A 22591-nucleotide genomic window follows, 5' to 3' on the forward strand; every position below is an offset into this window, starting at 1 on the left:
TTTGTGTGGCGGCAAAGTGATGCCGCTTCCCTGTAAGTTAATTAAGGTTTCATAACGTAGCCGTAGGCCCGGTTCCAGCCGTCTTCATCCTGTTGGATATAAACTCCTTGCAGCTCAGGTGCGAAGCCGGGCAATAAATTGATGCCTTCTTCCAGTGCCAGGAAATAACGCTGTGCCGCACCGCCCCATATTTCACCCGGAACCACGCACAAAACACCCGGTGGATAAGGCAGCGCGCCTTCGGCGGCAATTCGCCCTTCGGCTTTAGCCAGTGAAATTAATTCCACATTACCGCGCACGAACTGGGTATTGGCATCCTGCGGATTCATAGCTACGCGCGGGAAATAACTTTTTCGGAACATCTCTTTTTGCAGCTCTTTTACGTTGTAGCTGACGTATAAATCGTGCATCTCTTGGCACAGTTGGCGCAGAGTATAATTCTGGTAGCGTTGCTGATTATTTTTATACACGTTGGGTAGTACGTCGCTCAGCAATGAATCCTGCTCGATGTGTTTTTCGAAGCGGGCAATCAAGGCCACCAGGTGCTGCATTTTGGCGATATCTTCCGCCGGGGTGAGCAGGAACAGAATGGAATTGAGATCGCATTTCTCCGGCACGATGCCGTTCTCACGCAGATAGTTGGCCAGAATGGTGGCCGGAATGCCGAAATCACTGTATTCGCCGCTGGTGGTGTCGATCCCCGGCGTGGTTAACAGCAGCTTGCAGGGGTCGACAAAGTATTGTGATTGTTCATAACCTTCAAAGGCATGCCACTTCTCGCCGGGCACAAAGTCAAAGAAGCGCAGATCCTTTGCCATGGCTTCGGTGCTGTAGGATTGCCAGGGTTTCCCGTCCACGTGGCTTGGCACAAATGGCTTAATCAGCGTGCAGGTTTCCAGCAGCATTTTGCGTGCCTCAATGCCGATGCGCACGCACTCTTGCCACAAGCGCTGGCCGCTCTTGCCCTCGTGCATTTTGGCATTCACATCCAGGGCGGCAAACAGTGGGTAGAACGGGCTGGTGGAGGCGTGCAGCATAAACGCGTTGTTGAAACGCTTATGGTTGCAATAGCGATCCTGCCCTTTGATGTGCCGATCTTTCTTGTGGATCTGCGAGGTCTGCGAAAATCCTGCCTGCTGCTTATGCACCGATTGAGTAACGATAATCCCCGGATCGTTTTCGTTCAGTTCCAGCAACAGCGGCGAACACTCTTTCATCATCGGGATGAACTGTTCGTAACCCACCCAGGCGGAATCAAACAGGATGTAGTCACACAGGTGGCCAATTTTGTCCACCACCTGGCGGGCGTTATACACCGTGCCGTCGTAGGTGCCCAGTTGGATGATCGCCAGCCGGAACGGACGCGCCTGGTTGGCGCGCTCTGGGGCGACTTCGCGGATCTGCTGGCGCAGATAGCGTTCGTCAAAGCAGTGCGCGTCGATCCCGCCGATAAAACCGAAGGGGTTACGCGCCGTTTCCAAATACACTGGCGTGGCTCCGGCCTGAATCAGCGCGCCATGGTGGTTGGATTTATGGTTGTTACGATCGAACAACACCAGATCGCCACGGGTCAGCAGGGCGTTAGTGACCACTTTATTTGAGGCCGAAGTGCCGTTAAGCACAAAGTAGGTTTTATCGGCGTTGAACACTTTGGCTGCGTGTTTTTGCGCATCGCAGGGGGCGCCTTCGTGGATCAGCAAATCCCCCAACTTGACGTCGGCGTTGCACATGTCGGAGCGGAACAGGGTTTCGCCATAGAAATCAAAAAACTGGCGGCCAGCCGGATGTTTGCGGAAGAACTCACCGCCCTGATGGCCGGGGCAGGCAAAGGTGGCATTGCCCATTTCCACATACTGAGTCAGGGTGTTGAAGAACGGCGGTAACAGCTCGCTTTCATATTTTACCGCGGCGGCTTCCAGCTGTTTACCATAAAACTGCGTGTTTTTACCGCAGAGTTCAAATACCCCATGCAACGCCGGTAATACCGCGTTATCCAACTCTTCTTCACAGCACACGGCAACAAATAGCGGAATATTCAGGCCGTTTTCTTCTAACTGCGCCACCATACCTTGCTGAACGTCATCTACGGAAAGCACCACGGCGGCAATATCGGTAAAATCACTGTGATGCACATCGGTAATTTCACGCGTGGTTTCAAAACAAGACAAGGTTTTGCTATTGGCGGCAATTTTTAATTTTTTCATTTTGCTCATTCTTCAGACAAAAATATCCCGTCGGCAAATAATGGCTTTGCCGAAAAATATTTTCGCTAAAATAAAGGTGTGCGCTAGCGTGGTAATGTTCAATGAACATGACACGTTGGCAGTTTATACTCGTCATACTTCAAGTTGCATGGGTGTTGGCTGCGTCCATTCGCACCAGTCACATAGTAGCCTATGCTCCTGGCGACTCCCAGACTTGCCGTCTACAGGCAACTCGAATTATTTAGAGTATATTTTTACGAAATATATTTTCGCTCTTATTTGTAAAGACAAAACGTCAAATGAGCTTTACCTTGAATAAAGACAAAGTGATGCCGTCGCCGTTAGGCGCAAGAAATCAGAATTGACACAGGACGTTCTGCAATACGCAATAATAACGTAGAGGAGGAGGTTATCTGAAGTTAAAGAAAGCAAAGCTAAAAAAACTACGGTGGGCCATCATCATAATATGCGTGGTCCGTCGGATATGTGCCATTTTTCGGTTATTGTTTTCCATCTTTCATCCACCTGTTTGAGTGAAGGTGGCGCCATTTTAACGAATAAAATCACGGTTAATGTGACTTGTATCACCTTTTCGTGGCTGTTTATAAATAATTATTCATTTTATATTCACCGTGATGAATAGGTATGGCTTATACAGCCATTCACCGATGTGAATTAATTGCTACAAAAATGCAGGCTGGCGCGAATCGGCTTGGCTTAAGCCGGTTGAGTATTGGGCAGTATCACGCTAATTTGATCTGTAGATAACCAAATAAAGCCAGAATGTTTTTTTATTGTTATTACATAAGGCCCGCTTGATTTGCATATCAATGCAAAGATTATTTATTAATATGCTATTTTTGGCTTTAAAATGAATTGTCGCTAATTGTGACTGTCTTCAACCGTGAAGATGTCGGTAACAGGAGAGATAACGTTGAGTCAAACCGAAGACCCGCAGCCCATCATCCGTTTTCTCAACAAGCAGCATGTGCTCACGCTGTGTGCCGGTAATGGCGTGGAGATGTGGTGCGCCAACTGTTTTTACGTGTTCGATGCTGAACGCATGGCGCTATGGCTGATGACCGAACCGCACACCCAACATGGCCGCCTGATGCAGCAGAACAGCACGGTAGTGGGAACCATTGCCCCGCAGCCAAAGAGCATCGCGCTGATCAAAGGCGTGCAGTATCGTGGTGATATCGCCCTGTTGCAGGGTGATGAAGATCGGCTGGCCCGCGAGCGTTACTGCAAGCGCTTTCCGGTGGCGAAGGTGATGAAAGCCCAGATCTGGCAGCTCACTTTGCAGGAAGTGAAAATGACTGATAACACGTTAGGATTTGGCAAAAAGCTGCATTGGGTACGCCCCTCATCTTGTTAATACGCTCATTTAATTTTTCATAATATTAGTGTTTGGCCATTAAGGAGAGATGGATTGAAAAACAGAGATAGAGTTGCATTGGCGCTGATGGCCGCATTTGCTCCCTTGGTAATGGCGCAAGACAGTGGTGTTTCTTTCAGCCACAAGAACTGGGAACTGGCCTGTGACAACACTAATACCTGTCGTGCAGCGGGTTATAGCGATGAGAGCGAGTCCAGTGGTTCAGTGCTGCTCACGCGTCTTGCTGGCCCTGGAACGGTGCCAACGGGGGAAGTGACCTTGGGGGATATAGAGTCGAATGGTTCAAACCCTATGGGTAAACTCACCCTCTGGATTGCTGATAAATCTGCCGGTGCGCTCAAAGTGGCAGAGGGTGATACCTGGCGCTTATCAGAAGCCCAGACCCGCGCACTTATCAAAGCAGTGAAAGGGAGTAGTAAAGTTGAATTTAAAGGTGGTCCGCTACCCTTTGTGCTTTCTGGTGACGGCGCTTCCGCCGTGATGCTGAAAATGGATGATGTCCAGGGGCGTATCGGTACGCTGGGGGCATTGACTAAAAAGGGCGACAAGCCGGAAAGCAGCGTGCCTGCCGCAATTCCTGCTCCGGTTATTCGGGCGGTGAAGGTCGCTCAAATGCAGGAGCGTCCGCTGACTGCGCCAGAAATTGCAGCGTTAAAACCCAAGCTGTTGGCCACCTTGAAACCGGATGATTGCGAGAGAATACAGCCCTCGCAGGATGAGAACGAGGGAAGCGAAGAAGCCATCACACTGACGCCGTTGGGGGATAAGTATGCCGTGATCTCCGCGCTGTGCTGGCGAGCCGCCTATAACGAAGGCCGTGGTTACTGGGTGATCGACAATACGTTGAAAGAAGCCCCGGTATTAGTGACGACTTCGGGTTCGGATTATGGCGAAGGCGTTATTTCTTATGGCCACAAAGGGCGCGGGTTGGGCGACTGTTGGGGAATGGCAAGTTGGGTGTGGGACGGTGAAACATTCCGTAAGAGTCGTGAAGCCACGACAGGCATGTGTCGCTATATTCGGTTGGGCGGAACCTGGGATCTGCCGACGTTTGTTGCAGATGTGAAGCCCGCGCAGTAAAGAAATAAAAAAACGTAAGATGCCCGGTTGAGACAAGGGCATCTTTGGACGCTTGCTGGGGAGTAAAGGGAGAACGCATGACCAGAGTATTAATCACAGGGGCTTCCGGCTTGGTTGGGGGCGAGCTGTTGCAACTGTTGCAGGCCGCTCCGCAGGTGACGGAAATCATCGCCCCCACGCGGGCGGCGTTGCCGTCGCACGGCAAGCTGCACAATCCGATGGGGGGCGATCTGTCGGTACTGCTGGCGGGGTTGGAGCAGTCGGTAGATGTGGTGTTCTGTTGCCTGGGCACCACGCGCCGTCAGGCTGGCAGCGCCGAGGCGTTTCGCCATGTGGATTATCAACTGGCGATCGAAACGGCTCTCGCCGGGCAGCGCTTGGGCGCGCAGCATTGCCTGGCGGTGAGCGCCATCGGTGCCAATTCGCGTTCCCCATTTTTGTACAATCGCACCAAAGGGGAAATGGAGCAGGCGCTGCGCGCGCAGAACTGGCCACGCCTCACGCTGGTGCGGCCTTCCATGCTGTTGGGCCGGGCGAAACCGCGCCTGCTGGAGTGGCTCAGCGTGCCGCTGTTTGCGCTGCTGCCCGGGAAATGGCGCTCGGTCGCTGGCAAAGACGTGGCACAAACCCTGCTGACGCAGGCTCTCAGCGCTGGCAATGGGGTGAAAATTTTAGAATCCGACCAGTTGCATTGCTCACGTTGAGCATAGTGGGGGACAGATCGTCACGGCTTGGTCACAATCTGAATCCCCCAGCGTAAAGGAAATCCCCCCTTAACGTGATCCCTGTGATACTGTGTCAGTCAAAAACGCTAAATTCCCCAAACCGCCGGAAAGCCGGTTGCGTCACGATCGGCCTCACATCTTGCAGTTATCCATCCAAATCATAGTAGCGACGGTTGAAGTACATCAGCCCACGTGGGGATTCACTGATGCGCACCGCCTGCACCTGGCAGTAAAACACCGTGTGGCTGCCGATTTCGTGGAATTGATGGATCGTACAATCAAAATTGGCGACGGCCGAATTCAATACCGGCGCACCGCTGGCGAGTACTCGCCAACTGTCATGGAGAAAACGCTGCTCCGAGCGCAACGTGGCACTGGCAAATATCCCCGATAGATCGCGATGGTTGCTGGACAACACGTTGACACACAGCGTACCGTTTTGCTTGAAGTGGGGGTTGGCAAAAGAATTACGGTTCATGCACACCAGCAGGGTGGGAGGTTGATCGGTCACACTGCACACCGCCGAAGCGGTAAAACCGTATTTTCCCGCCGGGCCATCGGTGGTAATCACCGAGACTGCACTAGCCAACTGCGCCATCGCATTACGAAATTCAGTTTGAAGAGTCATCATTTCTTCCTTATAGATCGAGTACTAACTGCGCACTTTTCGCTCGCGAGCAACACAATAGAATCAGATTGTTAGCTGCTTTTTCCTCGTCGGTGAGATAGCTATCGCGATGATCCGGTTCTCCTTCCAGCACGTCGGTCAAGCAACTGCCGCAGATCCCCTGTTTACAGGAAACACATACTTTCAGCCCCGCCTGCGCCAAGGCTTCGACAATGCTCTGATTCTCTGCCACTCGCACCTTGGTGCCGCTGCTGGCCAGGGTGACGTCAAAGGCCGCCCCCTGCATTTCTACTTCAGCCGAAAAACATTCCTGATGAAGGCGATCGTGGCAATAACCCAAGGCGATCGCCTGCTCGGTGACCGCCGTCATCAGGCGTGGCGGGCCGCAGACATAGACATGGGTATTCTCTGGCACATCCGTCAGGGTTGGGGTTAATGCCAGGCGTTGCTCGTCGCTGAAATACAGCCGTACATGGCGGGCATAGGGGGCATGCTCCAACATATCCACAAAGGCGGCCTGTTGGCGGCTGCGGGCGCAGTAATGAAGGGTAAATGAACGGCCAGCGGCATAGAGCGTTGCCGCCATCGCCAGCATGGGCGTAATACCAATCCCCCCGCCAATCAGCAGGCTGTGGGCCGCATTGGGCTCCAGCGCGAACAGATTGCGCGGCGTGCTCACGCACACGTCATCCCCTGGCTGCAAAGCATGCGCCGCCAGCGAACCGCCCTGAGATTGAGCGGCTTTCAGTATGCCCAGTTGGTAGTGATAGCGATCGGCAGGATCGCTACACAGTGAATAAGGGCGAACCAGATCGTTCCCCAAGTGGAGATCGAGATGTGCCCCGGCGGTAAAACCGGGCAACTCCTTGCCTGCTGGATCAGCCAAGGTGAGCAGGACGACATCGCCCTGCAATGCACGGGCAATCACTTTTAATATCAACATATTGACTCCCTTATGCCTTAGCGCATAAACAACCCGCCGTTGATATCCCAGGTGGCACCGGTGACAAAGGCCGCCTGCGGTGAGGCTAATAACGCCACCGCTTGCGCCACAAACTCGGCATCGCCCAGCTTGCCTACCGGGATAATCTGCAATAGCCCCGCCAGCTTTTCTGCCGGGACTAACGCATGAACCGACGGCAAGTCCAGCGGGCCAGGTGCGATCGCATTCACGGTGACGCCGAACTTGCTTAATTCACGGGCAAAGACCTTGGTCAGCGTTAGAATGCCGCCCTTCGAGGCCGCGTAGTGCGCCCCAGAGGCGGTTCCCCCATTTTGCCCCGCCAACGAGGCCAGGTTGATAATCCGGCCGTAGCCCCGTTCGGCAAAATAGCGCCCCACGGTCTGGCAACTGACAAAAGTGCCGCGCAGGTTGGTGGTAAGTACCCGATCAAACTCATCGGGCTGGATGTCCATCACCGGGGTTGCCAAGGTCAGCGCGGCATTGTTGACCAGCACCTCCAGGCTGCCAAAACGCTCTAAGGTGGTGGCCAGCGCGCGTTCAACGTCTTGCACCTGGCGGATATCCAACCCCAGTGCCAGTACGCGATCCCCATGGCTATCCAGCTCACGAGCGGCTTGCTGTGCCCGCTGAAGGTTCACATCGGTTAACACCAGTTGAAAACCCTGCTGTAACAGATGGGTGGCGATAACCTTGCCTAAGCCCGAGGCGGCACCGGTCACTAATGCTGTTTGTGTCATACCTTGCTCCTTAGAGGATGTAGCCGATGCTGTGCAGCACGTCATCGCTGTTAATCAGGCGGATGGTCTTTTGCTGAATCAGCCACTGATCGCCCTGTGGCAACAGGTGGTAAGTGACGTCGGCGGCATAGTGCCTGCTGTTGCCCTTGCGGTGTTCCCATAGGGATTGAGCACAGCGCACCACCACCTGATGTTCGTCTGCCTCCAGCAGGCGAAAACGCGACAGCGTGCGCAACGTGCGGGCGCGCGGCGTAGTGGAGATGGATTCGCCGCTGTCGAGGCGGCGCACCCGTTTCATCCGCATCTGGTGATCGTCATAGGCATAGTTAAGGCTATTTTTAAAATCGGTTTCTTGCGGATCGATGGGGATCACATACAGCCCGTCGGGTTGCCAGAGTGCCAGCCAGGCATTGAAGTCGCCTTGATCGAGCAAATCACCTTCCAGATTAATCAGCGTGATGGCACTGAACAGCACTGCGTTAGAGGCTTCCATTATGAGTTCTCCGTCATCAGTTTTTTCCACATCTGGTAGGCCGCCCGCATCCCGGTTTCGGCGCTGACGTCGCTGCGCAGGCCGTCGGCGGTTGGCTGCTCACCGGCGAGCCCGCGGTTCAGCATGATCCACAACTTGTCCCCGGCGGTCGCACCGCGCTGCACCCGCTCCCAGGCCTCGGAGTCATCCGGCGTGCCAAACCCCATCGGCCCCTGAAAGTGTTCATGCATCCGCAGGCGTGCCTGATTGGCAATGTCCGGCCCGCCGTCCATGGTGATCACCGCGTGATGGATTTCAGTTTCATTCACCGACAGCGGTTGCAGCACCCGGAAAAACGCCATTGAACAGGCGATATTGGGGAAGATATTCAGGTTGAACCCGGAACCGCCAACGGCACGCACAATGCGGCGCACCTGCTGTTCGTCATGATCCTGGCGCAGCGCCTGTGCCAGTTCGAGAAAGCGCTCAGGAATGGGCGCATCCAGGTTGGCTTCCAGATCGACCAACTCTGGGATCATCACCATCACGCTGTGGCCATTGCCCAGATCTTCGACATAGCCACTGCCGCCGACAAAGTTGAGCATCTCTTCGGTCTGTTTATTGACGGAGCTTAAAAACGAGCGATGCACCACGGGGAAGTGATAGCCATCGGTGGTGTTCTCCAACTGGATTTTCCAGTTGCCGGGGAAGCGGAAGCGATGGGCCGGGCCGGTTTTAACCGGATAACCCGCCCCCTGTTTCATAAACAGATCGATCCACTTTTTGGCTGCGCCCAGATAATCATCCAGCGGTTCGATATCTGGATTGAAGGTGGCAAAAATCATTCCTGCGTATTGCTCGGTACGTAACTGCACCAGCCCTAGCTCGGCTTTGTCTAGTTGGTCAGCATAGCTTTCAGGATGCGGCACGCCGCGCAGGCTGCCATCCAGCGCATAGCCCCAGCCGTGGTACGGGCAGACAAAGCTGTTGGTTTTACCCTTGCGCTGCTCACATACCGTTGCCGCCCGGTGACGGCAGCGGTTGAGCAGGGTGCGGATTTCTCCTTTGCGGTCACGCACCACGATCACCGGCTGAGTGGCGATTTCCGTGGTTTTAAAGCTGCCGCTTTCCGGCAGTTCGCTGACGTGCGCCACCCAGACCCAGGTTTTGCTGAAGATCCGCTCCAGCTCAAGTTCAAACAGTTCAGCGGAGGTATACAACGAGGTGTGTACCCGATCGGCTTTAACCAACGCGGCAATCTCGGTGCTGCTGGGCGGTGTCGTCGCTTCGAGGTTTTTTACTGCAATAGCGTGCTGGCAAGACATGGTTATTCCCCTGTACTTATACCCTGCATACTTCAAGTTGCTTGGGTGTTGGCTGCCTTCGTTCACCCTAGTCACATAGTTTATCTATGCTCCTAGGGCTTCTCTCAGTTGCCGCCTACAAGCAACTCGAATTATTTTGGGTATATTCAATTAGCGGCTTTCATCCGGTACCGGCAGTTCATCGGCACTGTTCCAGTGGTTCATCGGGCGGCTAAACAGATTGCGGGTAGTAAAATGAGCGATCTGCATGCCGCCTTCAGCGCGCACAAACCAGGCAATAATTTCAGCCGCATTCAGATGCGCACTCCCGGTACTGAAGGTAGAGGTTTGCAACATCAGCCAACGGCCACGTAAGCGCCCTGGCTGCTCACAGGCGATCGTTTCCGAGCAGAGGAAATGGGCATTCATGGCGAAGTGAGCCGGTTGGCGAACATAGCGCAGCAGCATCGCCACAATGGCTTCACGCCCTTGATGCACGCCAAGACGGGTGGCATAAGGTTCGCCAACCCCTTCCCAGCGGGCGTCTGGGGTAAACAGCTCCCCGGCTGCGCGGGCACTTTCCGGGCTGTTGAGATCGTCACACAGGCGCATGTAGTCACTGATACACAGCCGGACCGCCTGCTGATCCTCCAACTGCTGTAAACGCTGAGCATCCGGTAAGTTCATGATCGGCTCCGTTAGTGCTGTATGATCAGTTCACGGCCGACGCGGGCTTCGATCTTGCAGTACTTCCATAACTTGTAAGCCCCATCGCCGACGGGCGTGGTGCGGAACAAATTGCACACCGCGCTGACGTGTTCCAGCGCGTCGGCGTCGGCCAATACGTAGGTCGTCCACGGCCAGCCTGGCGATGGCCCGACCATAATCTGGTCGTCGTCCATGTTGCCAATCACCCGGATCCCTGGCATTTCCTCCATCCCTTTCATCATTGCGCCAAAGGCGGCCCACACCTGCTTGGCTTCAGGCACGGTAGCATCAAAAAAATTCTGGTTTACGCCGATGCAAAACAGCACCCGCAGTTTGTTTGACTGGCTCATTTGTTGCTCCTGTTGAGTGAAAATCACAAATAACCCGGCAGCGGCTTACCGCCGAAAAACACCGTACCGGCATTGATATAAGAAAGGTCGCCCATAAAAGCGTGTTGAGTAATCACCAGGGTGTCGCGCACATAGCGCTGTAGCGGGCTGGTCAGCGCGATCCCGCCCATGCCATTGAGCGCCAAAGCCTGGCGCGCCACCTCTGCGGCCACCCGGGTGGCGTGAGTCGAAGAGAGGCGTAACGCATTGATTTGCTGGCAAGAAGCGTCGTTACCCGTCAGCAGCCTTTGCCAAACGTCGTCAATCGCCTGATAAAACCAGGAACGGGCAGAGCACAGTTCGGCCTCGCAGCGGGCAATCTGGATCTGCGCCTGTGGCCGTTCGGCCAACTGCGGCGCACCGGTGACCGACTGTTGGCGATGAGCAATAGCGTAGATTTCATTCAGCGCAGCACGCGCCACGCCGAGCGCCACCACAGACAGCACCTGTGTCGCTAGGGAGAGCACCGGATAGCGGTACAACGGCCCATCCAGATTGAGAGCCGCACCGCGGGTAAAGGTCCACTCCTGCGGCACAAACACATCATTCACCACCAGATCGTGGCTACCGGTGCCCGCCAGCCCAACGGTGTTCCAGGTGGGATCAATCTGCACGCTGCTTTGCGGTAACACCGCCATACGCGGCAGCGGTTGCCCGCCTTCCGGCATGATCCCCACGCCAAAGATCGAGGCCCCCATGCAGCCACTGGCAAAGCTCCAGCGCCCGCTGACGCGGTAGCCACCATCCGTCTGCGGCGCGCGCTGCGGGGGAAATATGCCCCCGGCAAAGACCACGTCTGGGCCGTCGCGATACAGGGCCTGTAGCGTATCGGTGGGCAGCGCCCCAAGGTAAAACGGGCTCATACCAAAGCTGGCGACCCACCCGGCAGAACCATCGGCGGTGGCAATCTGTTCAACCAGTTCACAAAATTGTGCCGGGGAACATTCATCACCGCCGTAAACCTTAGGCACCAGCGCGCGGTAAACCCCGATCTGTTTAAAACGGGCAATGATGTCGGCGGAAATATGGCGCTGATGTTCAAAATCCACGCTGTGGGCCGCAATATCATTCAGTAATGGAGCGATATCTTCACGACGATGTAGAGCTGACATGGCTTCCTCCTGGGTGATTCTGTGGTTAGCGGGCAGCCGAGTGCTGCCGCAGTAAGCGGTGCTTACTGAGTTGATTAATCAAATAAGGGCCGAGCGAGTGCTGCTAGCGGAGCCTGGCGAGCAGGTATTCCGCAGCATCAACCAGCAGACTGTCGTGGCCTTTGTTGGCGACTAACTGGAGCGCTACCGGGCGGCCATCAAGCTCACCGATCGGGATTGAGATCGCCGGGTGCCCGCTGAGATTGAAGGGGCGAACCAGCTTTGTCAGGCTGACCATGCTGAGTGGATCGCGGGCTTCGCCCAGCGTCGGCGGCAGCTCCGGCAGGGTAGCCAAGGCCAGCAGCGGCGTGCGTTCCAGCAGCGTATCCAGCCGATCGCTGAAGCTCTGCCGCACGCGTTCAGCCTCGGCCAGCGCGGCGGTGCTCACCGTTTCCCCGGCGCGCAGGCGGGTGGCGACATCGTCGGAGATGCCATCCAGCGCCAGCAATGGGTGAAACGCTTGCCAGTTTTCATGGCTAATGATGGCCATTCCGGCCTGATAAGCCTGGTCAAGCTCGGGTAGCAAGATGGGGTGCAGCGCGGCTCCCGCCTGTTTCAACACCCGGTGAATTAACGCATCGATAGACGGCGCGGCGGCGCTAATCACGCCTATTGCTGGCAGGGTTAGCAGCCTGTTACCCGGTTGAATGGCTAAGCGGCTCAATACCTGGCGCAGCACACCTGCCTGGCGGGCAAACAGGCCCACGCAGTCTAACGAACTCAGTGCTGGCGTGACCCCCTGGCGGCTGAGCAGGCCATAGGTTGGTTTTAGCCCTAGAATGCCGCAGCAGGCCGCAGGCAAGCGAACCGAACCCCCGGTATCGGTGCCGATGGCGAAATCCACGTCACCAGCGGCCACCACCGCCGCTGAACCGCTGGAAGAACCACCGGGGATCAATGCGGGATACTGAGGGTTCAGCGGGGTTCCGCTCCATGGGTTAATCCCGGTGACGCCAAACGCCAGCTCATGCAGCGTGGTCTTTCCCACCAGAACGCAGTGTTGATTGAGCAGGGTATTCACCACCTGTGCATGCTGCTGCGCCAGGGGGGCCGATGCGAGAGCTCGGCACCCTGCCTGCGTGGCATAGCCTGCGACATCGAGGGTATCTTTCACCGCAAAGTGCAGATCGCCTTGCCCCAGGGTAAATTTCTCAACGTAGGCATTGCTGTTACTGAAATGGTTCATCATTGCCACCTTGGACTTAAAAAACGTATCTGTTTTTAGAATAACCAGGAGTTCGTTTTTTATTCAGATTGACGATGAATCCATCATGGATGATTTAGATGAAAATTCAAGTAATATTTCACATAAAAATTACATCTTGATAACAATCGATATAACATTAAAAATAGCAGGGTTAATAACCTATCATGATGAATAAAATGAAAAATCAGGTTATTTTTCCAATAAAAAAACCGTCGGGGAAAATCCCAGACGGTGGTGATAACGTCTTTATTTACAGGGTGTTAATTGCTATTTTAATCGCTCGATCACAGTTTTGCGATCGAGGTAGCGCGGGGGAGGTTACAGCTCATTGAGATTATCCAAGACTCGCCCGAGAGACTGGTTCATTTTTTCTTGCTGTGCCGCTGTCATGCCCTTAAATGCCTTTTCAAATACCTTCTGCGTCAGGCGGTGCGCCTCTTCCACTTTGGCCTTGCCGGTAGCGGTGAGTGTCACTTCTGTCACGCGGGCGTCCCGTTCGCTGCTGACGGTCGTCACTAATCCATCGTCACGCAGCCGCCCGACAATTTTAGTGACCGTCGGCATTTTAGCCATCGCATACTCGGAAATCTGCGAGATGCTGGCACTGCCATACAGGCGGGTGATCACCAGCACCCGAAAGCGCGACACATCCAGCTGAACCTTCTTGAGCGTGACTTCCATGATTTGGGTATAACGCGCGTAGACATTGACGATCCAGTAAAACGGGAATTCCTCACGGTGAAAAACCGGATCTTCCTGAGACGGACTATCTGGTATTTGGCTCATGATTTTCCTTACTGAGGGGGGTATTTTCGCGCTGATTATAGCTGCTAATGGTGGGGGTCTATAGCATTACCACATACCTCATGATGCTCTCCTTGCCGATCGCCAGCGTGTTATGGCCGAATATCGCACAGAGATGATACAAAAATGCAACATGGTTAACATTTTTGTATCATTTATGAAGAAACCTGTTGCTACCCGGATCTGTTCCTTCCTATAAGTGAGCCCATGTTTTGGTGTCGAATTGAGCAATAACGAAAAAGAGATGGTTCATGAGAACCTCTGGGAACGGCCATTTTTAATATAAATATCAAAACATTACATATTCCCCGCGAGCCGATAACGCGGTGGATCGTCTATCCGCGTGCTTGCACCGGATTTTCAACACCCATGAACCTTATTGCGGAGATATCATGAACGGTAGCCCCTCTTCTGAGCAGATACAGTGTGACCCGCCGGTGCTCCCTGCGGCCGATGGTGCGCGGCTGAATGCCCGCCAGCAGGCCGTAATTAACAAGCTGTTTCGTCGGCTGCTGGTGTTTCTATTCATCCTGTTTGTTTTCTCCTATCTGGACCGCATCAACATTGGGTTTGCCGGTCTGACCATGGGGAAAGATATCGGCCTGACGAGCACCATGTTTGGCCTGGCGACTACCCTGTTTTACGTGATGTATGTGGTGTGCGGTATTCCCAGCAACATCATGCTGGGGATCGTCGGCGCACGGCGCTGGATTGCGATTATTATGGTGATCTGGGGCGTGGCTTCTACCGCCACGATGTTCGCTACTGGCCCTAACAGCCTGTATGTATTGAGAATGCTGGTGGGCATTGCCGAGGCTGGTTTTTTACCCGGTTTATTGCTGTATCTCACCTACTGGTTCCCCGCCTATTACCGCGCGCGGGCCAACGCCCTGTTCATGATCGCGATGCCGGTCACTATGGCGCTGGGTTCGCTGGCATCCGGCTACATATTGAGCATGGACGGCCTGCTGGATCTCCGTGGCTGGCAGTGGTTGTTCCTGCTGGAAGGTTTCCCTTCGGTACTGCTGGGAGCGGTGGTCTGGTTTTATCTGGATGACAGCCCCGCCAAGGCCAAATGGTTAACCGACGACGACAAAATCTGTTTGCAGGAAATGATGGAGGCAGACAAGTTGAGCCTGGTGCAAGCCCAGGGGAGCACCAGCTATACCGCGCTACAGAGCGGCAGTATGTGGCGTGAGCTGTTTACCCCGGTGATTATGCTCTACACCTTGGCTTACTTTTGCCTGACCAACACGCTGAGTGCCTTAAGCGTTTGGACCCCGCTGATTTTGCAGAGTTTTAATCAAAGCAGCAGCAATATCACCATTGGTTTTCTCAGCGCTATTCCGCAGGTTTGTACCATTATCGGGATGATTTGGTGGAGTAAACGTTCAGACCGTTTGCAGGAGCGCAAAATGCATACGTTGCTGCCCTATCTTTTTGCTGCGGCAGGCTGGATGTTTACCGCATTGGGCACCACCAGTCTGGTGCAGTTACTGGGGATTATTATGGCGTCCAGCGGGGCGTTTGCCGCGATGGTGATCTTTTGGACCACGCCCGATCAATCCATCAGCCTGCGGGCGCGTGCTATCGGTATTGCGGTGATCAATGCCACGGGGATGACTGGCGCAGCGCTGGGCCCACTCTTGATGGGTTGGCTGAGGGATGTCACGGGAAGTTTCAATGCGGGAATTTATCTGGTCGCCGGTTTTCTGGTGTTGGGGGCGGTGGTGGTCTCGCTGATCCCCATGAAGAGCAGCCGACCCAGAGCGGCTCCTTGAGGAGTGCGTTTGACTATGAACAAAAATCAATCACCTGAGTTTATTGTGTTGTCACAAATGTGCTAACGTTGGTTGTTCATGAGTGGTGAATTATTTGAGTAGGCTCAGGGGATTTAAGAATGGAAAGCCGTATCCAGTTTCGTATTGAGAATGAAACAAAGCGATTGGCACAGAAAGCGGCGGAGGCTAAAGGCACCACCTTAAGTGAAGCCTGCCGTCGCTTGGTAGAACAACTGGCTGATGAACAACGCGCAACCGAAGAGCATGAAAATTGGCTCAAGGAGAAGGTTGACGCCGCTTTTGCCCGTTTGCATGAAGGGAATGCGGTTTACGTCAGTGAATCGCAGGCTGAACAACGAATGGATGATTTTAAAGCTAAAGTCAGGGCCAGATACGTAGCTAAATAAGGAAGATCATGCGCATCGAATGGGATGACGTTGCGTTGCAGGATCGGGAACGCATTTTTGAATTTCTCTATCCGTTTAACCCGTTGGCAGCAGAGCAGGCCGATGCTGAGATTGAGCGGGCTGCTAAACGATTATTGGATAATCCGAATCTGGGTAAGCCTTGGTATGGAGAGGCATGCAACTTATTGATCAGCAAAGCCTCTCTGGTGCTGGTTTATATGACTGTGGGGGACGCCATAAAAATCTTGGCCGTTGCCCATCAGCGTGAAAAATTCCCCAGCTAACGCAGCTTATGCACCACCTGATTGCTGCTGCCGCGCCAGATCAGCGCCGGATCTTTTAACTCCTGCACAAATTTGCCGTCGATCAGCACGTTGATTTGATCGACGATCTGCCGCTGTGCGCTATCCAGCTCATTCATCTGATAACCGGTCCACAGCCAGATATCCTTGCCGGGGCATTCGGCGCGTACCCGTTTCACCAACTGCAACACGGCGGTGACGTTGGCAGGGTGCAGCGGATCGCCCCCGGAGAGCGACAGCCCTTGGCGCGGAATGCGAACGTCGTTGAGATCGGCCACGATCTGGTCTTCTATCTGCGGGGTAAACGGCAGGCCGGAATCCAGCCGCCAAGTGCTCTGGTTGTAGCAGCCTTTGCATTGGTGCACGCAACCGGCCACAAACAGCGTGCAGCGGGTGCCGGGGCCGTTGACCACGTCGATGGGGTAATACTGGTGGTAATTCATGGTATTAGCTTCTTTTTTGTTCCCCTCACCCCGGCCCTCTCCCCCTAGGGAGAGGGAGAAAAGCGTGGCTTGGGTGGGGGCTGGACTAAAATCTGGCACCGTCCATCCCCTCTCCCTGTGGGAGAGGGTTAGGGTGAGGGGGCTGTTAACCAATCTGCCCATTCCCCAGGTGTTTCACCCGGCGTTTCACCTCTTCCTGTTTACCGGCGTTGAACGGCCGTGCATCCGGGCTGCCCAAATAGCCGCAAACGCGGCGGGTAACCGATACTTTGGCCGAATCGTGGTTACCGCATTTCGGGCAGGTGAACCCTTTGCTGGTGCAGGCAAACTCGCCGGTAAAGCCGCAGGCATAGCATTCGTCAATCGGCGTGTTGGTGCCGTAATAAGGCACGCGGGTGTAGCTGTAATCCCACACGTCTTCCAGCGCTTTCAGGTTGTGCTGCAAATTCGGGTATTCGCCGTAACAGATGAAGCCACCGTTGGCGAGCGGCGGATAAGGCGCTTCGAAATCCAGCTTGTCGTAAGGGTTAACCTTTTTCTCCACGTCGAGGTGGAAACTGTTGGTGTAGTAGCCTTTGTCGGTCACGCCCGGCACTACGCCGAACTCGCTGGTATCCAGGCGGCAGAAGCGATCGCACAGGTTTTCGCTCGGCGTGCTGTACAGGCTGAAACCGTAGCCGGTTTCGGCTTTCCAACTTTCGGTAGCCGCCTTCAGGCGCTCGACGATGGCGATAGCTTTGGCGCGCAATTTCTCATCGTCATACACGTGCTTTTCCGCGCCAAACAGGGCGTTAATGGTTTCATGTACGCCGATATAGCCCAGCGAGATCGACGCTCGGCCATGCTTGAAGATTTCCGCGATATTGTCGTCGGCTTTCAACCGCACGCCGCAGGCCCCTTCCATATACAGAATCGGTGCCACGCGAGCCTTGATGCCTTCCAGCCGCGCAATGCGGGTCATTAACGCCTTTTTCGCCAGCAGCAGGCGCTCATCCAGCAGCGCCCAGAAACGGCTTTCATCGCCGTGGGCTTCCAGCGCGATGCGCGGCAGGTTGAGGCTGATCACGCCGATATTGTTGCGGCCATCGTGGACTTGCTCGCCATTCTCTTCGTAAGTCCCCAGGAAACTGCGGCAGCCCATCGGGGTTTTAAACGAACCGGTGACCTGCACCACCTGATCGTAATTGAGGATGTCCGGGTACATGCGCTTGCTGGCGCACTCCAGCGCCAGTTGCTTGATATCGTAATTGGCATCGCCGAATTTGTGGTTCAGGCCGTCGCGGATGGCGAACACCAGTTTCGGGAACACCGCCGTTTTGCGGTTTTTGCCCAGCCCGGCGATGCGGTTTTTCAGGATCGACTGCTGGATCATGCGCGATTCCCAGCTCGTTCCCAGGCCAAAGCCGAAGGTGACGAACGGCGTCTGACCGTTGGCGGTGTGCAGGGTATTCACTTCGTATTCCAGAGATTGGAAGGCGTCGTAACACTCTTTCTCGGTGCGCGCCATCGCATAGCCTGCCACGTCCGGGATCTGCCACTGCTGCGCGATCTGCTGGTGCTTGTGGAAGCTTTCGGTGACAAAGGGTGCCAGGATCTCATCAATACGGTTGATGGTGGTGCCGCCATAAATATGGCTGGCCACCTGGGCGATGATCTGCGCGGTGACGGCGGTGGCGGTGGAGATCGACTTCGGCGGTTCGATCTCGGCATTGCCCATTTTGAAGCCGTTGGTCAGCATGCCTTTCAAGTCGATTAGCATGCAGTTGAACATCGGGAAGAACGGCGAGTAGTCGAGATCGTGATAATGGATCTCGCCGCGTTCGTGCGCCAGCACCACGTCGCGCGGCAGGATATGCTGTTTGGCGTAGTGCTTGGCGACGATCCCGGCCAGCAGATCGCGCTGGGTGGGGATCACCTTGCTGTCTTTGTTGGCGTTCTCGTTCAGTAGCGCCACGTTGCTTTGCTCCACCAGACCACGGATCTCCTGGTTCAGCCGCCCGCGCAGCTCGCGCGACACATCGCGATCGTGGCGATATTCAATATAGGTGCGTGCCAGTTGCTTGTAGTGGCCAGCCATCAGCTGGTTTTCGACCGCCTGCTGTATCTCATGGATATCGACACGCGGCTGCTGTTCCATCTGTTGAGCGACCACACGGGCGACGGTAGCGCAGTAGTCGGCATCGATCACGCCAGCGGCCAGCGCGGCCCGCTCAACGGCCTGCTTGATGCGCTCTTCGTCAAAAGAGACCTGACAGCCGTCCCGTTTAATCACTACTGGTTTCACGTTGTTACTCCTGTTCCCGTTGGGGAACGTTACACCCGCATGCTGGGGTATTGGCACAGTTTCGGCTTATCCACAGGGCAATGCCGCAGAACACAAGGGCTGCGGGGGCGTGTGGATGACTTTGTGGATAACTACTATATATAGATTATTAATTTACTGTGAGCACTATATATGGGTGTGTCGTCGGCTTTTTTGACCTGGGACAAAGAATTCAGGAGAGCGTTTGAAGGATGTACAACGGCCAATTTCAGGAAGAATGGCAGCCCTTGCTATCAGCGGGCTGAACGCCAAATGGCCGTAACACGCCAAAATCGCTAAAGCGTGATGACGATCGTATCACGCCGGAGAGTGGCGAAAATGGTCCAGTAAAAAATCGACCCAGGCGCGCACTCGTGGCGGCAGATCGGCCGAGGCGTAATACAACCAGATTTGCGTTGGCCGTGGCCAGTATTCCTGCAACAGCGGTTGCAGCGTGCCCTGTGCGAAATGCTTTTCCGCATACCAGCGAGACAGGTAGACAATCCCCAGCCCGGCCAAGGCGGCATCCAGCAGCATTTCTGGCTGGCTGCTCATCAGGCGGCCACGCAGATCCAGCGCCTGGGTTGCGCCGTGCTGCTGCAACCGCCATTTGACGCTGCGCCCGGTCGCCGGGTTGCGGTGCAGCAGGCAATGGTGTTGCAGCAGATCGGCGGGGGTTTGCGGCGTGCCGTGCTGGGCCAGATAGCCAGGAGCGGCCGCCAGCAGCATCTGCATCGGGTAGAGCGGGCGTGCTACCAGGCGGCTGTCGGGATCGATCTGGCTGCCGATCCCGACATCAAAACCTTCCCCCACCAGATTGACCACCCGCGCATCCAGTGACAGATCCAGATCGATCTGCGGGTAGCGCGTGAGAAACTCTGGGATCAGCGGCATCAGTATCTGGCGGCCAAAGCCGGGGATCATGCTGACGCGCACCGTGCCGGAAGGTTGTTGTTGCGTGCTTCCGGCCATTTCCAGCGTGGCGGAAAGCGCCTGCCACAGCGGTGCTACCTGAGCCAGCAGGGTTTTGCCCTCTTCGGTCAACAGCACGCTGTGGGTATTACGCTGGAACAGACGCAGCGCCAGTTTCTCTTCCAGCACGCGGATATTTTTGCTGATTGCCGCAGGCGTGACGCCCAACTGGCGTGCGGCGGCGGAGAAGTTCTGCGTTTGGGCCGCGCTGAGAAACGCAGGCAGCAGACGATGTACGTCAAAAGGCAGCGACATAGTGGTTGATACTTTAGGTTGAAATTAATGTGACTGATAACAGCCTACACCGGAAACGGCAGAAATGAAAAAATGGGGCATATTAAATCAATTAAGGATCGAATTATGTCACGTATTCTCGTGTTAACCGCCCACCGTTCTCCGGATGATTCCCGGATCAACAAAGCGCTGATCGACGCGTTGCGCCCATTGCCGAACGTTACCGTGCATGAACTGATGCGCAATTACCCGGATTACCAGATTGACGTGGCCCGCGAGCAGGAACTGCTGCAAACCCACGATGCGATTGTGATGCTGTTTCCATTTTACTGGTACAGCTCACCGGCGATCCTCAGTGAATGGCAGGACGCGGTATTAACCTACGGTTTCGCTTACGGCAGCGAAGGCACCAAGCTGCATGGCAAACCGTTGCAACTGATAGTGACTACCGGCGGTAATGCGCAGGCCTATTCGCCGGAAGGGTATAACCGCTATCCGGTGGCCGATTTGCTGCGCCCGTTCAACGCTATGGCCAATCTGACCGGCATGGATTATCTGCCACCGCATTTGGTGCAAGGGGTATTTGATATGAGCGATGAACGCTTGGCACAAGCAGCGGCAGGCGTAGTACAGTTGGTACAGCGGTTTTAAGCTTTTTGGCGCGTATCTGTGAGTAAATCGTTTAGGCAACTGGGCGGATGCACCACCAGGTTTTCTTTCTGTTTTTTGCTCAGTTGCTTAACCCGATATTCCAGCTTCAGTGCCGTTGAGCGATCGCCCGCCTGGCAGTGAAAAACCAGCACCAACTCACCTTTGCCCCGCAGCGCTTTTGCCCCTTTACCCGCCTGATGTTGCGCTATACGCCGCGCGACATCGGTGGTGATGCCGGTATACAGCATGCCGCCCGGCATGCGCAGCATATAGAGGTGCCAGATCACTTCATTCATAAATGCCTATACCGTTTTTCATCAAGCAAAATACCAGCCGTCATTCTTCAGCGTTGTCGAAAAGAGTTCAACGTATAAATAGCCAAGGTGCCGTGGACCCTCTTTTTTAGCGCATAACTAATGTATTGATTTTAAAGGAGAGAAAAGAAGACGGTGGAAAAAGGGTTTTTTAGCCTTTTGCGTTGTTACTCAATGATAAATAAAGCGGTTAGCGCTATTCTTGAACGGTTCACTGCCGTGCAGGCAGCTTAGAAACTGAGATGATCCATCTTAACGATATCGCCCAGGTTCACTGCCGTGCAGGCAGCTTAGAAAATGAGCACTCAGATCGCATTCCGTGACGTTAAGTTCACTGCCGTGCAGGCAGCTTAGAAAAAAACACAGTGCAGCCGCTTATCATGGCCGCCGTTCACTGCCGTGCAGGCAGCTTAGAAAAACGAGGGCGTTGTGCTGTTTCAAATCGTGGAGTTCACTGCCGTGCAGGCAGCTTAGAAATGGACGGTATCGGTAAAGATTTGGTTACTGAGGTTCACTGCCGTGCAGGCAGCTTAGAAAACGGGCTTGCAGCCCGCCGCATTGGCATTAACGTTCACTGCCGTGCAGGCAGCTTAGAAATAGAACGGTATGTCAGTGTCAAAATCAAAATCGTTCACTGCCGTGCAGGCAGCTTAGAAAATGATGTAGGGTGACGATGCGCTGCATGCGCCGTTCACTGCCGTGCAGGCAGCTTAGAAAAGCACGAAGAAAGGTCGTGATGCGATGGCTTCGTTCACTGCCGTGCAGGCAGCTTAGAAACGAGCCCGGGCGGGAGGGTGAGGACATGCGAAGTTCACTGCCGTGCAGGCAGCTTAGAAAATTCTGGTTCACTGCTAGTGCCAAAGTTGAGCGTTCACTGCCGTGCAGGCAGCTTAGAAAGTGCAAAGCGGCGTAAAGCTGCGTGAGGTTCGGTTCACTGCCGTGCAGGCAGCTTAGAAACGCGACGCTGGAAACGGGCGATAGTGCGACCTGTTCACTGCCGTGCAGGCAGCTTAGAAATGCCATGATTCCGGCAGTTCTGGCGTTCCGGTGTTCACTGCCGTGCAGGCAGCTTAGAAATGTAGCGGCATCGGCAGGTAGTCATGCGGGTAGTTCACTGCCGTGCAGGCAGCTTAGAAAAGAGATTTCCGATCCTTCCCAATGCTCGAAGAGTTCACTGCCGTACAGGCAGCTTAGAAACAGTCGGGCCTGATCTGCCAGAAGGTGTCCGCGTTCACTGCCGTACAGGCAGCTTAGAAATGGTAACCGCCCTTGTAATCTGTCGCTGCTGGGTTCACTGCCGTACAGGCAGCTTAGAAAATTAACAATGGAATACTTGGATTATCTGGAAAGTTCACTGCCGTACAGGCAGCTTAGAAAGCGATACGCTCCAGCTTTCTCTGTTGGCTACGGTTC

23 protein-coding genes and 1 CRISPR repeat array (1 of these 24 running past the window's edge) are annotated in these 22591 nt (G+C 54.7%); of the genes, 7 read left to right on the plus strand and 16 right to left on the minus strand.

Annotation, left to right across the window (positions count from 1 at the left end; genetic code table 11):
• Nucleotides 1-41: 41 nt before the first annotated feature.
• Both speF and speFL read right to left on the minus strand, forming a co-directional pair.
• Nucleotides 42-2204, minus strand: a complete 2163-nt coding sequence (speF, locus tag AC2A1E_RS10515; RefSeq protein WP_484383690.1) for an ornithine decarboxylase SpeF — start codon at nt 2202-2204, stop codon at nt 42-44.
• A gap of 409 nt (nt 2205-2613) precedes the next feature.
• Nucleotides 2614-2718: a leader peptide SpeFL gene (speFL, locus tag AC2A1E_RS10520; RefSeq protein WP_484383691.1), complete on the minus strand. Its 105-nt coding sequence runs from the start codon at nt 2716-2718 to the stop codon at nt 2614-2616.
• 420 nt (nt 2719-3138) lie between these two features.
• Between speFL and AC2A1E_RS10525 the strand changes: the two genes are divergently transcribed.
• The 3 genes from AC2A1E_RS10525 to AC2A1E_RS10535 all read left to right on the plus strand — a co-directional run bounded on the left by AC2A1E_RS10525 (nt 3139) and on the right by AC2A1E_RS10535 (nt 5387).
• A complete protein-coding gene (locus AC2A1E_RS10525; protein ID WP_484383692.1) occupies nt 3139-3582 on the plus strand; it encodes a YhbP family protein in 444 nt (147 codons plus the stop codon).
• Nucleotides 3583-3669: 87 nt separating this feature from the next.
• Nucleotides 3670-4683, plus strand: coding sequence for a DUF1176 domain-containing protein (locus tag AC2A1E_RS10530; RefSeq protein ID WP_484383758.1), 1014 nt, complete (start codon nt 3670-3672; stop codon nt 4681-4683).
• Nucleotides 4684-4760: 77 nt separating this feature from the next.
• Nucleotides 4761-5387, plus strand: a complete 627-nt coding sequence (locus tag AC2A1E_RS10535; protein WP_484383693.1) for an NAD(P)H-binding protein — start codon at nt 4761-4763, stop codon at nt 5385-5387.
• 166 nt (nt 5388-5553) lie between these two features.
• On the opposite strand, the gene AC2A1E_RS10540 is transcribed toward AC2A1E_RS10535, so the two are convergent.
• The 10 genes from AC2A1E_RS10540 to AC2A1E_RS10585 all read right to left on the minus strand — a co-directional run bounded on the left by AC2A1E_RS10540 (nt 5554) and on the right by AC2A1E_RS10585 (nt 13754).
• Nucleotides 5554-6036, minus strand: a complete 483-nt coding sequence (locus AC2A1E_RS10540) for a flavin reductase (RefSeq protein ID WP_484383759.1) — start codon at nt 6034-6036, stop codon at nt 5554-5556.
• Between the two features lie 10 nt (nt 6037-6046).
• Nucleotides 6047-6979, minus strand: coding sequence for a PDR/VanB family oxidoreductase (locus tag AC2A1E_RS10545; RefSeq protein ID WP_484383694.1), 933 nt, complete (start codon nt 6977-6979; stop codon nt 6047-6049).
• 17 nt (nt 6980-6996) lie between these two features.
• Nucleotides 6997-7737: an SDR family NAD(P)-dependent oxidoreductase gene (locus AC2A1E_RS10550; protein ID WP_484383695.1), complete on the minus strand. Its 741-nt coding sequence runs from the start codon at nt 7735-7737 to the stop codon at nt 6997-6999.
• Between the two features lie 10 nt (nt 7738-7747).
• Complete coding sequence (locus AC2A1E_RS10555) at nt 7748-8230, minus strand: aromatic-ring-hydroxylating dioxygenase subunit beta (RefSeq protein WP_484383696.1); 483 nt, start codon at nt 8228-8230, stop codon at nt 7748-7750.
• Nucleotides 8230-9534: an aromatic ring-hydroxylating oxygenase subunit alpha gene (locus AC2A1E_RS10560; protein ID WP_484383697.1), complete on the minus strand. Its 1305-nt coding sequence runs from the start codon at nt 9532-9534 to the stop codon at nt 8230-8232. The genes AC2A1E_RS10555 and AC2A1E_RS10560 overlap by 1 nt, the downstream gene beginning before the upstream one ends.
• Nucleotides 9535-9684: 150 nt before the next feature.
• Nucleotides 9685-10200, minus strand: a complete 516-nt coding sequence (locus AC2A1E_RS10565) for a nuclear transport factor 2 family protein (protein WP_484383698.1) — start codon at nt 10198-10200, stop codon at nt 9685-9687.
• Nucleotides 10201-10211: 11 nt separating this feature from the next.
• Nucleotides 10212-10571 (minus strand): IacB protein, encoded by a 360-nt coding sequence (locus AC2A1E_RS10570; protein WP_484383699.1) that lies wholly within the window; start codon nt 10569-10571, stop codon nt 10212-10214.
• 23 nt (nt 10572-10594) lie between these two features.
• Entirely contained in the window at nt 10595-11722 is a 1128-nt protein-coding gene (locus tag AC2A1E_RS10575; RefSeq protein WP_484383700.1) for an acyl-CoA dehydrogenase family protein, read from the minus strand.
• Nucleotides 11723-11825: 103 nt separating this feature from the next.
• Nucleotides 11826-12947: an amidase gene (locus AC2A1E_RS10580; RefSeq protein WP_484383760.1), complete on the minus strand. Its 1122-nt coding sequence runs from the start codon at nt 12945-12947 to the stop codon at nt 11826-11828.
• Between the two features lie 339 nt (nt 12948-13286).
• Nucleotides 13287-13754, minus strand: a complete 468-nt coding sequence (locus tag AC2A1E_RS10585) for a MarR family winged helix-turn-helix transcriptional regulator (protein ID WP_484383701.1) — start codon at nt 13752-13754, stop codon at nt 13287-13289.
• Nucleotides 13755-14164: 410 nt separating this feature from the next.
• Between AC2A1E_RS10585 and hpaX the strand changes: the two genes are divergently transcribed.
• From hpaX to AC2A1E_RS10600, 3 genes are all read left to right on the plus strand, one after another.
• Nucleotides 14165-15553 (plus strand): 4-hydroxyphenylacetate permease, encoded by a 1389-nt coding sequence (gene hpaX / locus AC2A1E_RS10590; RefSeq protein WP_484383702.1) that lies wholly within the window; start codon nt 14165-14167, stop codon nt 15551-15553.
• Between the two features lie 119 nt (nt 15554-15672).
• Entirely contained in the window at nt 15673-15960 is a 288-nt protein-coding gene (locus AC2A1E_RS10595) for a type II toxin-antitoxin system RelB/DinJ family antitoxin (protein ID WP_484383703.1), read from the plus strand.
• Between the two features lie 8 nt (nt 15961-15968).
• Complete coding sequence (locus AC2A1E_RS10600) at nt 15969-16244, plus strand: type II toxin-antitoxin system RelE/ParE family toxin (RefSeq protein ID WP_484383704.1); 276 nt, start codon at nt 15969-15971, stop codon at nt 16242-16244.
• On the opposite strand, the gene nrdG is transcribed toward AC2A1E_RS10600, so the two are convergent.
• The 3 genes from nrdG to AC2A1E_RS10615 all read right to left on the minus strand — a co-directional run bounded on the left by nrdG (nt 16241) and on the right by AC2A1E_RS10615 (nt 20234).
• Nucleotides 16241-16705, minus strand: coding sequence for an anaerobic ribonucleoside-triphosphate reductase-activating protein (gene nrdG / locus AC2A1E_RS10605; protein WP_484383705.1), 465 nt, complete (start codon nt 16703-16705; stop codon nt 16241-16243). The genes AC2A1E_RS10600 and nrdG overlap by 4 nt on opposite strands.
• A gap of 145 nt (nt 16706-16850) precedes the next feature.
• On the minus strand, nt 16851-18989 hold the full coding sequence (nrdD, locus tag AC2A1E_RS10610) for an anaerobic ribonucleoside-triphosphate reductase (RefSeq protein WP_484383706.1): 2139 nt from the start codon (nt 18987-18989) through the stop codon (nt 16851-16853).
• Nucleotides 18990-19325: 336 nt separating this feature from the next.
• Nucleotides 19326-20234, minus strand: a complete 909-nt coding sequence (locus AC2A1E_RS10615; protein WP_484383707.1) for a LysR family transcriptional regulator — start codon at nt 20232-20234, stop codon at nt 19326-19328.
• Between the two features lie 105 nt (nt 20235-20339).
• Here AC2A1E_RS10615 and AC2A1E_RS10620 point away from each other — a divergent pair, with 105 nt between their 5' ends.
• Nucleotides 20340-20864 carry an NAD(P)H-dependent oxidoreductase gene (locus AC2A1E_RS10620; protein WP_484383708.1) on the plus strand — a complete coding sequence of 175 codons (525 nt, stop codon included), beginning with the start codon at nt 20340-20342 and terminating at the stop codon, nt 20862-20864.
• Here AC2A1E_RS10620 and AC2A1E_RS10625 read toward each other — a convergent pair.
• Complete coding sequence (locus AC2A1E_RS10625; protein ID WP_484383709.1) at nt 20861-21160, minus strand: GIY-YIG nuclease family protein; 300 nt, start codon at nt 21158-21160, stop codon at nt 20861-20863. The genes AC2A1E_RS10620 and AC2A1E_RS10625 overlap by 4 nt on opposite strands.
• A 227-nt stretch (nt 21161-21387) precedes the next feature.
• Nucleotides 21388-22591: direct repeats of the CRISPR family, unit length 28 nt; unit sequence GTTCACTGCCGTACAGGCAGCTTAGAAA; it runs 385 nt beyond the window's last position.

It is taken from the genome of Serratia sp. HNCC26DJ206 (genome assembly GCF_057180605.1).

What these genes read in the sequence shown, in the direction of transcription:
- AC2A1E_RS10565 (WP_484383698.1), bottom strand. Translation starts at nt 10,200, where the DNA reads ATGAACTTACCGGATGCTCAGCGTTTACAGCAGTTGGAGGATCAGCAG.
- AC2A1E_RS10570 (WP_484383699.1), bottom strand. Translation starts at nt 10,571, where the DNA reads ATGAGCCAGTCAAACAAACTGCGGGTGCTGTTTTGCATCGGCGTAAAC.
- AC2A1E_RS10625 (WP_484383709.1), bottom strand. Translation starts at nt 21,160, where the DNA reads ATGAATGAAGTGATCTGGCACCTCTATATGCTGCGCATGCCGGGCGGC.
- nrdG (WP_484383705.1), bottom strand. Translation starts at nt 16,705, where the DNA reads ATGAATTACCACCAGTATTACCCCATCGACGTGGTCAACGGCCCCGGC.
- AC2A1E_RS10540 (WP_484383759.1), bottom strand. Translation starts at nt 6,036, where the DNA reads ATGACTCTTCAAACTGAATTTCGTAATGCGATGGCGCAGTTGGCTAGT.
- AC2A1E_RS10530 (WP_484383758.1), top strand. Translation starts at nt 3,670, where the DNA reads ATGGCCGCATTTGCTCCCTTGGTAATGGCGCAAGACAGTGGTGTTTCT.
- hpaX (WP_484383702.1), top strand. Translation starts at nt 14,165, where the DNA reads ATGAACGGTAGCCCCTCTTCTGAGCAGATACAGTGTGACCCGCCGGTG.
- AC2A1E_RS10580 (WP_484383760.1), bottom strand. Translation starts at nt 12,947, where the DNA reads ATGAACCATTTCAGTAACAGCAATGCCTACGTTGAGAAATTTACCCTG.
- AC2A1E_RS10545 (WP_484383694.1), bottom strand. Translation starts at nt 6,979, where the DNA reads ATGTTGATATTAAAAGTGATTGCCCGTGCATTGCAGGGCGATGTCGTC.
- AC2A1E_RS10585 (WP_484383701.1), bottom strand. Translation starts at nt 13,754, where the DNA reads ATGAGCCAAATACCAGATAGTCCGTCTCAGGAAGATCCGGTTTTTCAC.
- AC2A1E_RS10535 (WP_484383693.1), top strand. Translation starts at nt 4,761, where the DNA reads ATGACCAGAGTATTAATCACAGGGGCTTCCGGCTTGGTTGGGGGCGAG.
- AC2A1E_RS10555 (WP_484383696.1), bottom strand. Translation starts at nt 8,230, where the DNA reads ATGGAAGCCTCTAACGCAGTGCTGTTCAGTGCCATCACGCTGATTAAT.
- AC2A1E_RS10560 (WP_484383697.1), bottom strand. Translation starts at nt 9,534, where the DNA reads ATGTCTTGCCAGCACGCTATTGCAGTAAAAAACCTCGAAGCGACGACA.
- AC2A1E_RS10600 (WP_484383704.1), top strand. Translation starts at nt 15,969, where the DNA reads ATGCGCATCGAATGGGATGACGTTGCGTTGCAGGATCGGGAACGCATT.
- AC2A1E_RS10550 (WP_484383695.1), bottom strand. Translation starts at nt 7,737, where the DNA reads ATGACACAAACAGCATTAGTGACCGGTGCCGCCTCGGGCTTAGGCAAG.
- AC2A1E_RS10615 (WP_484383707.1), bottom strand. Translation starts at nt 20,234, where the DNA reads ATGTCGCTGCCTTTTGACGTACATCGTCTGCTGCCTGCGTTTCTCAGC.
- AC2A1E_RS10575 (WP_484383700.1), bottom strand. Translation starts at nt 11,722, where the DNA reads ATGTCAGCTCTACATCGTCGTGAAGATATCGCTCCATTACTGAATGAT.
- AC2A1E_RS10595 (WP_484383703.1), top strand. Translation starts at nt 15,673, where the DNA reads ATGGAAAGCCGTATCCAGTTTCGTATTGAGAATGAAACAAAGCGATTG.
- speF (WP_484383690.1), bottom strand. Translation starts at nt 2,204, where the DNA reads ATGAAAAAATTAAAAATTGCCGCCAATAGCAAAACCTTGTCTTGTTTT.
- AC2A1E_RS10620 (WP_484383708.1), top strand. Translation starts at nt 20,340, where the DNA reads ATGTCACGTATTCTCGTGTTAACCGCCCACCGTTCTCCGGATGATTCC.
- speFL (WP_484383691.1), bottom strand. Translation starts at nt 2,718, where the DNA reads ATGGAAAACAATAACCGAAAAATGGCACATATCCGACGGACCACGCAT.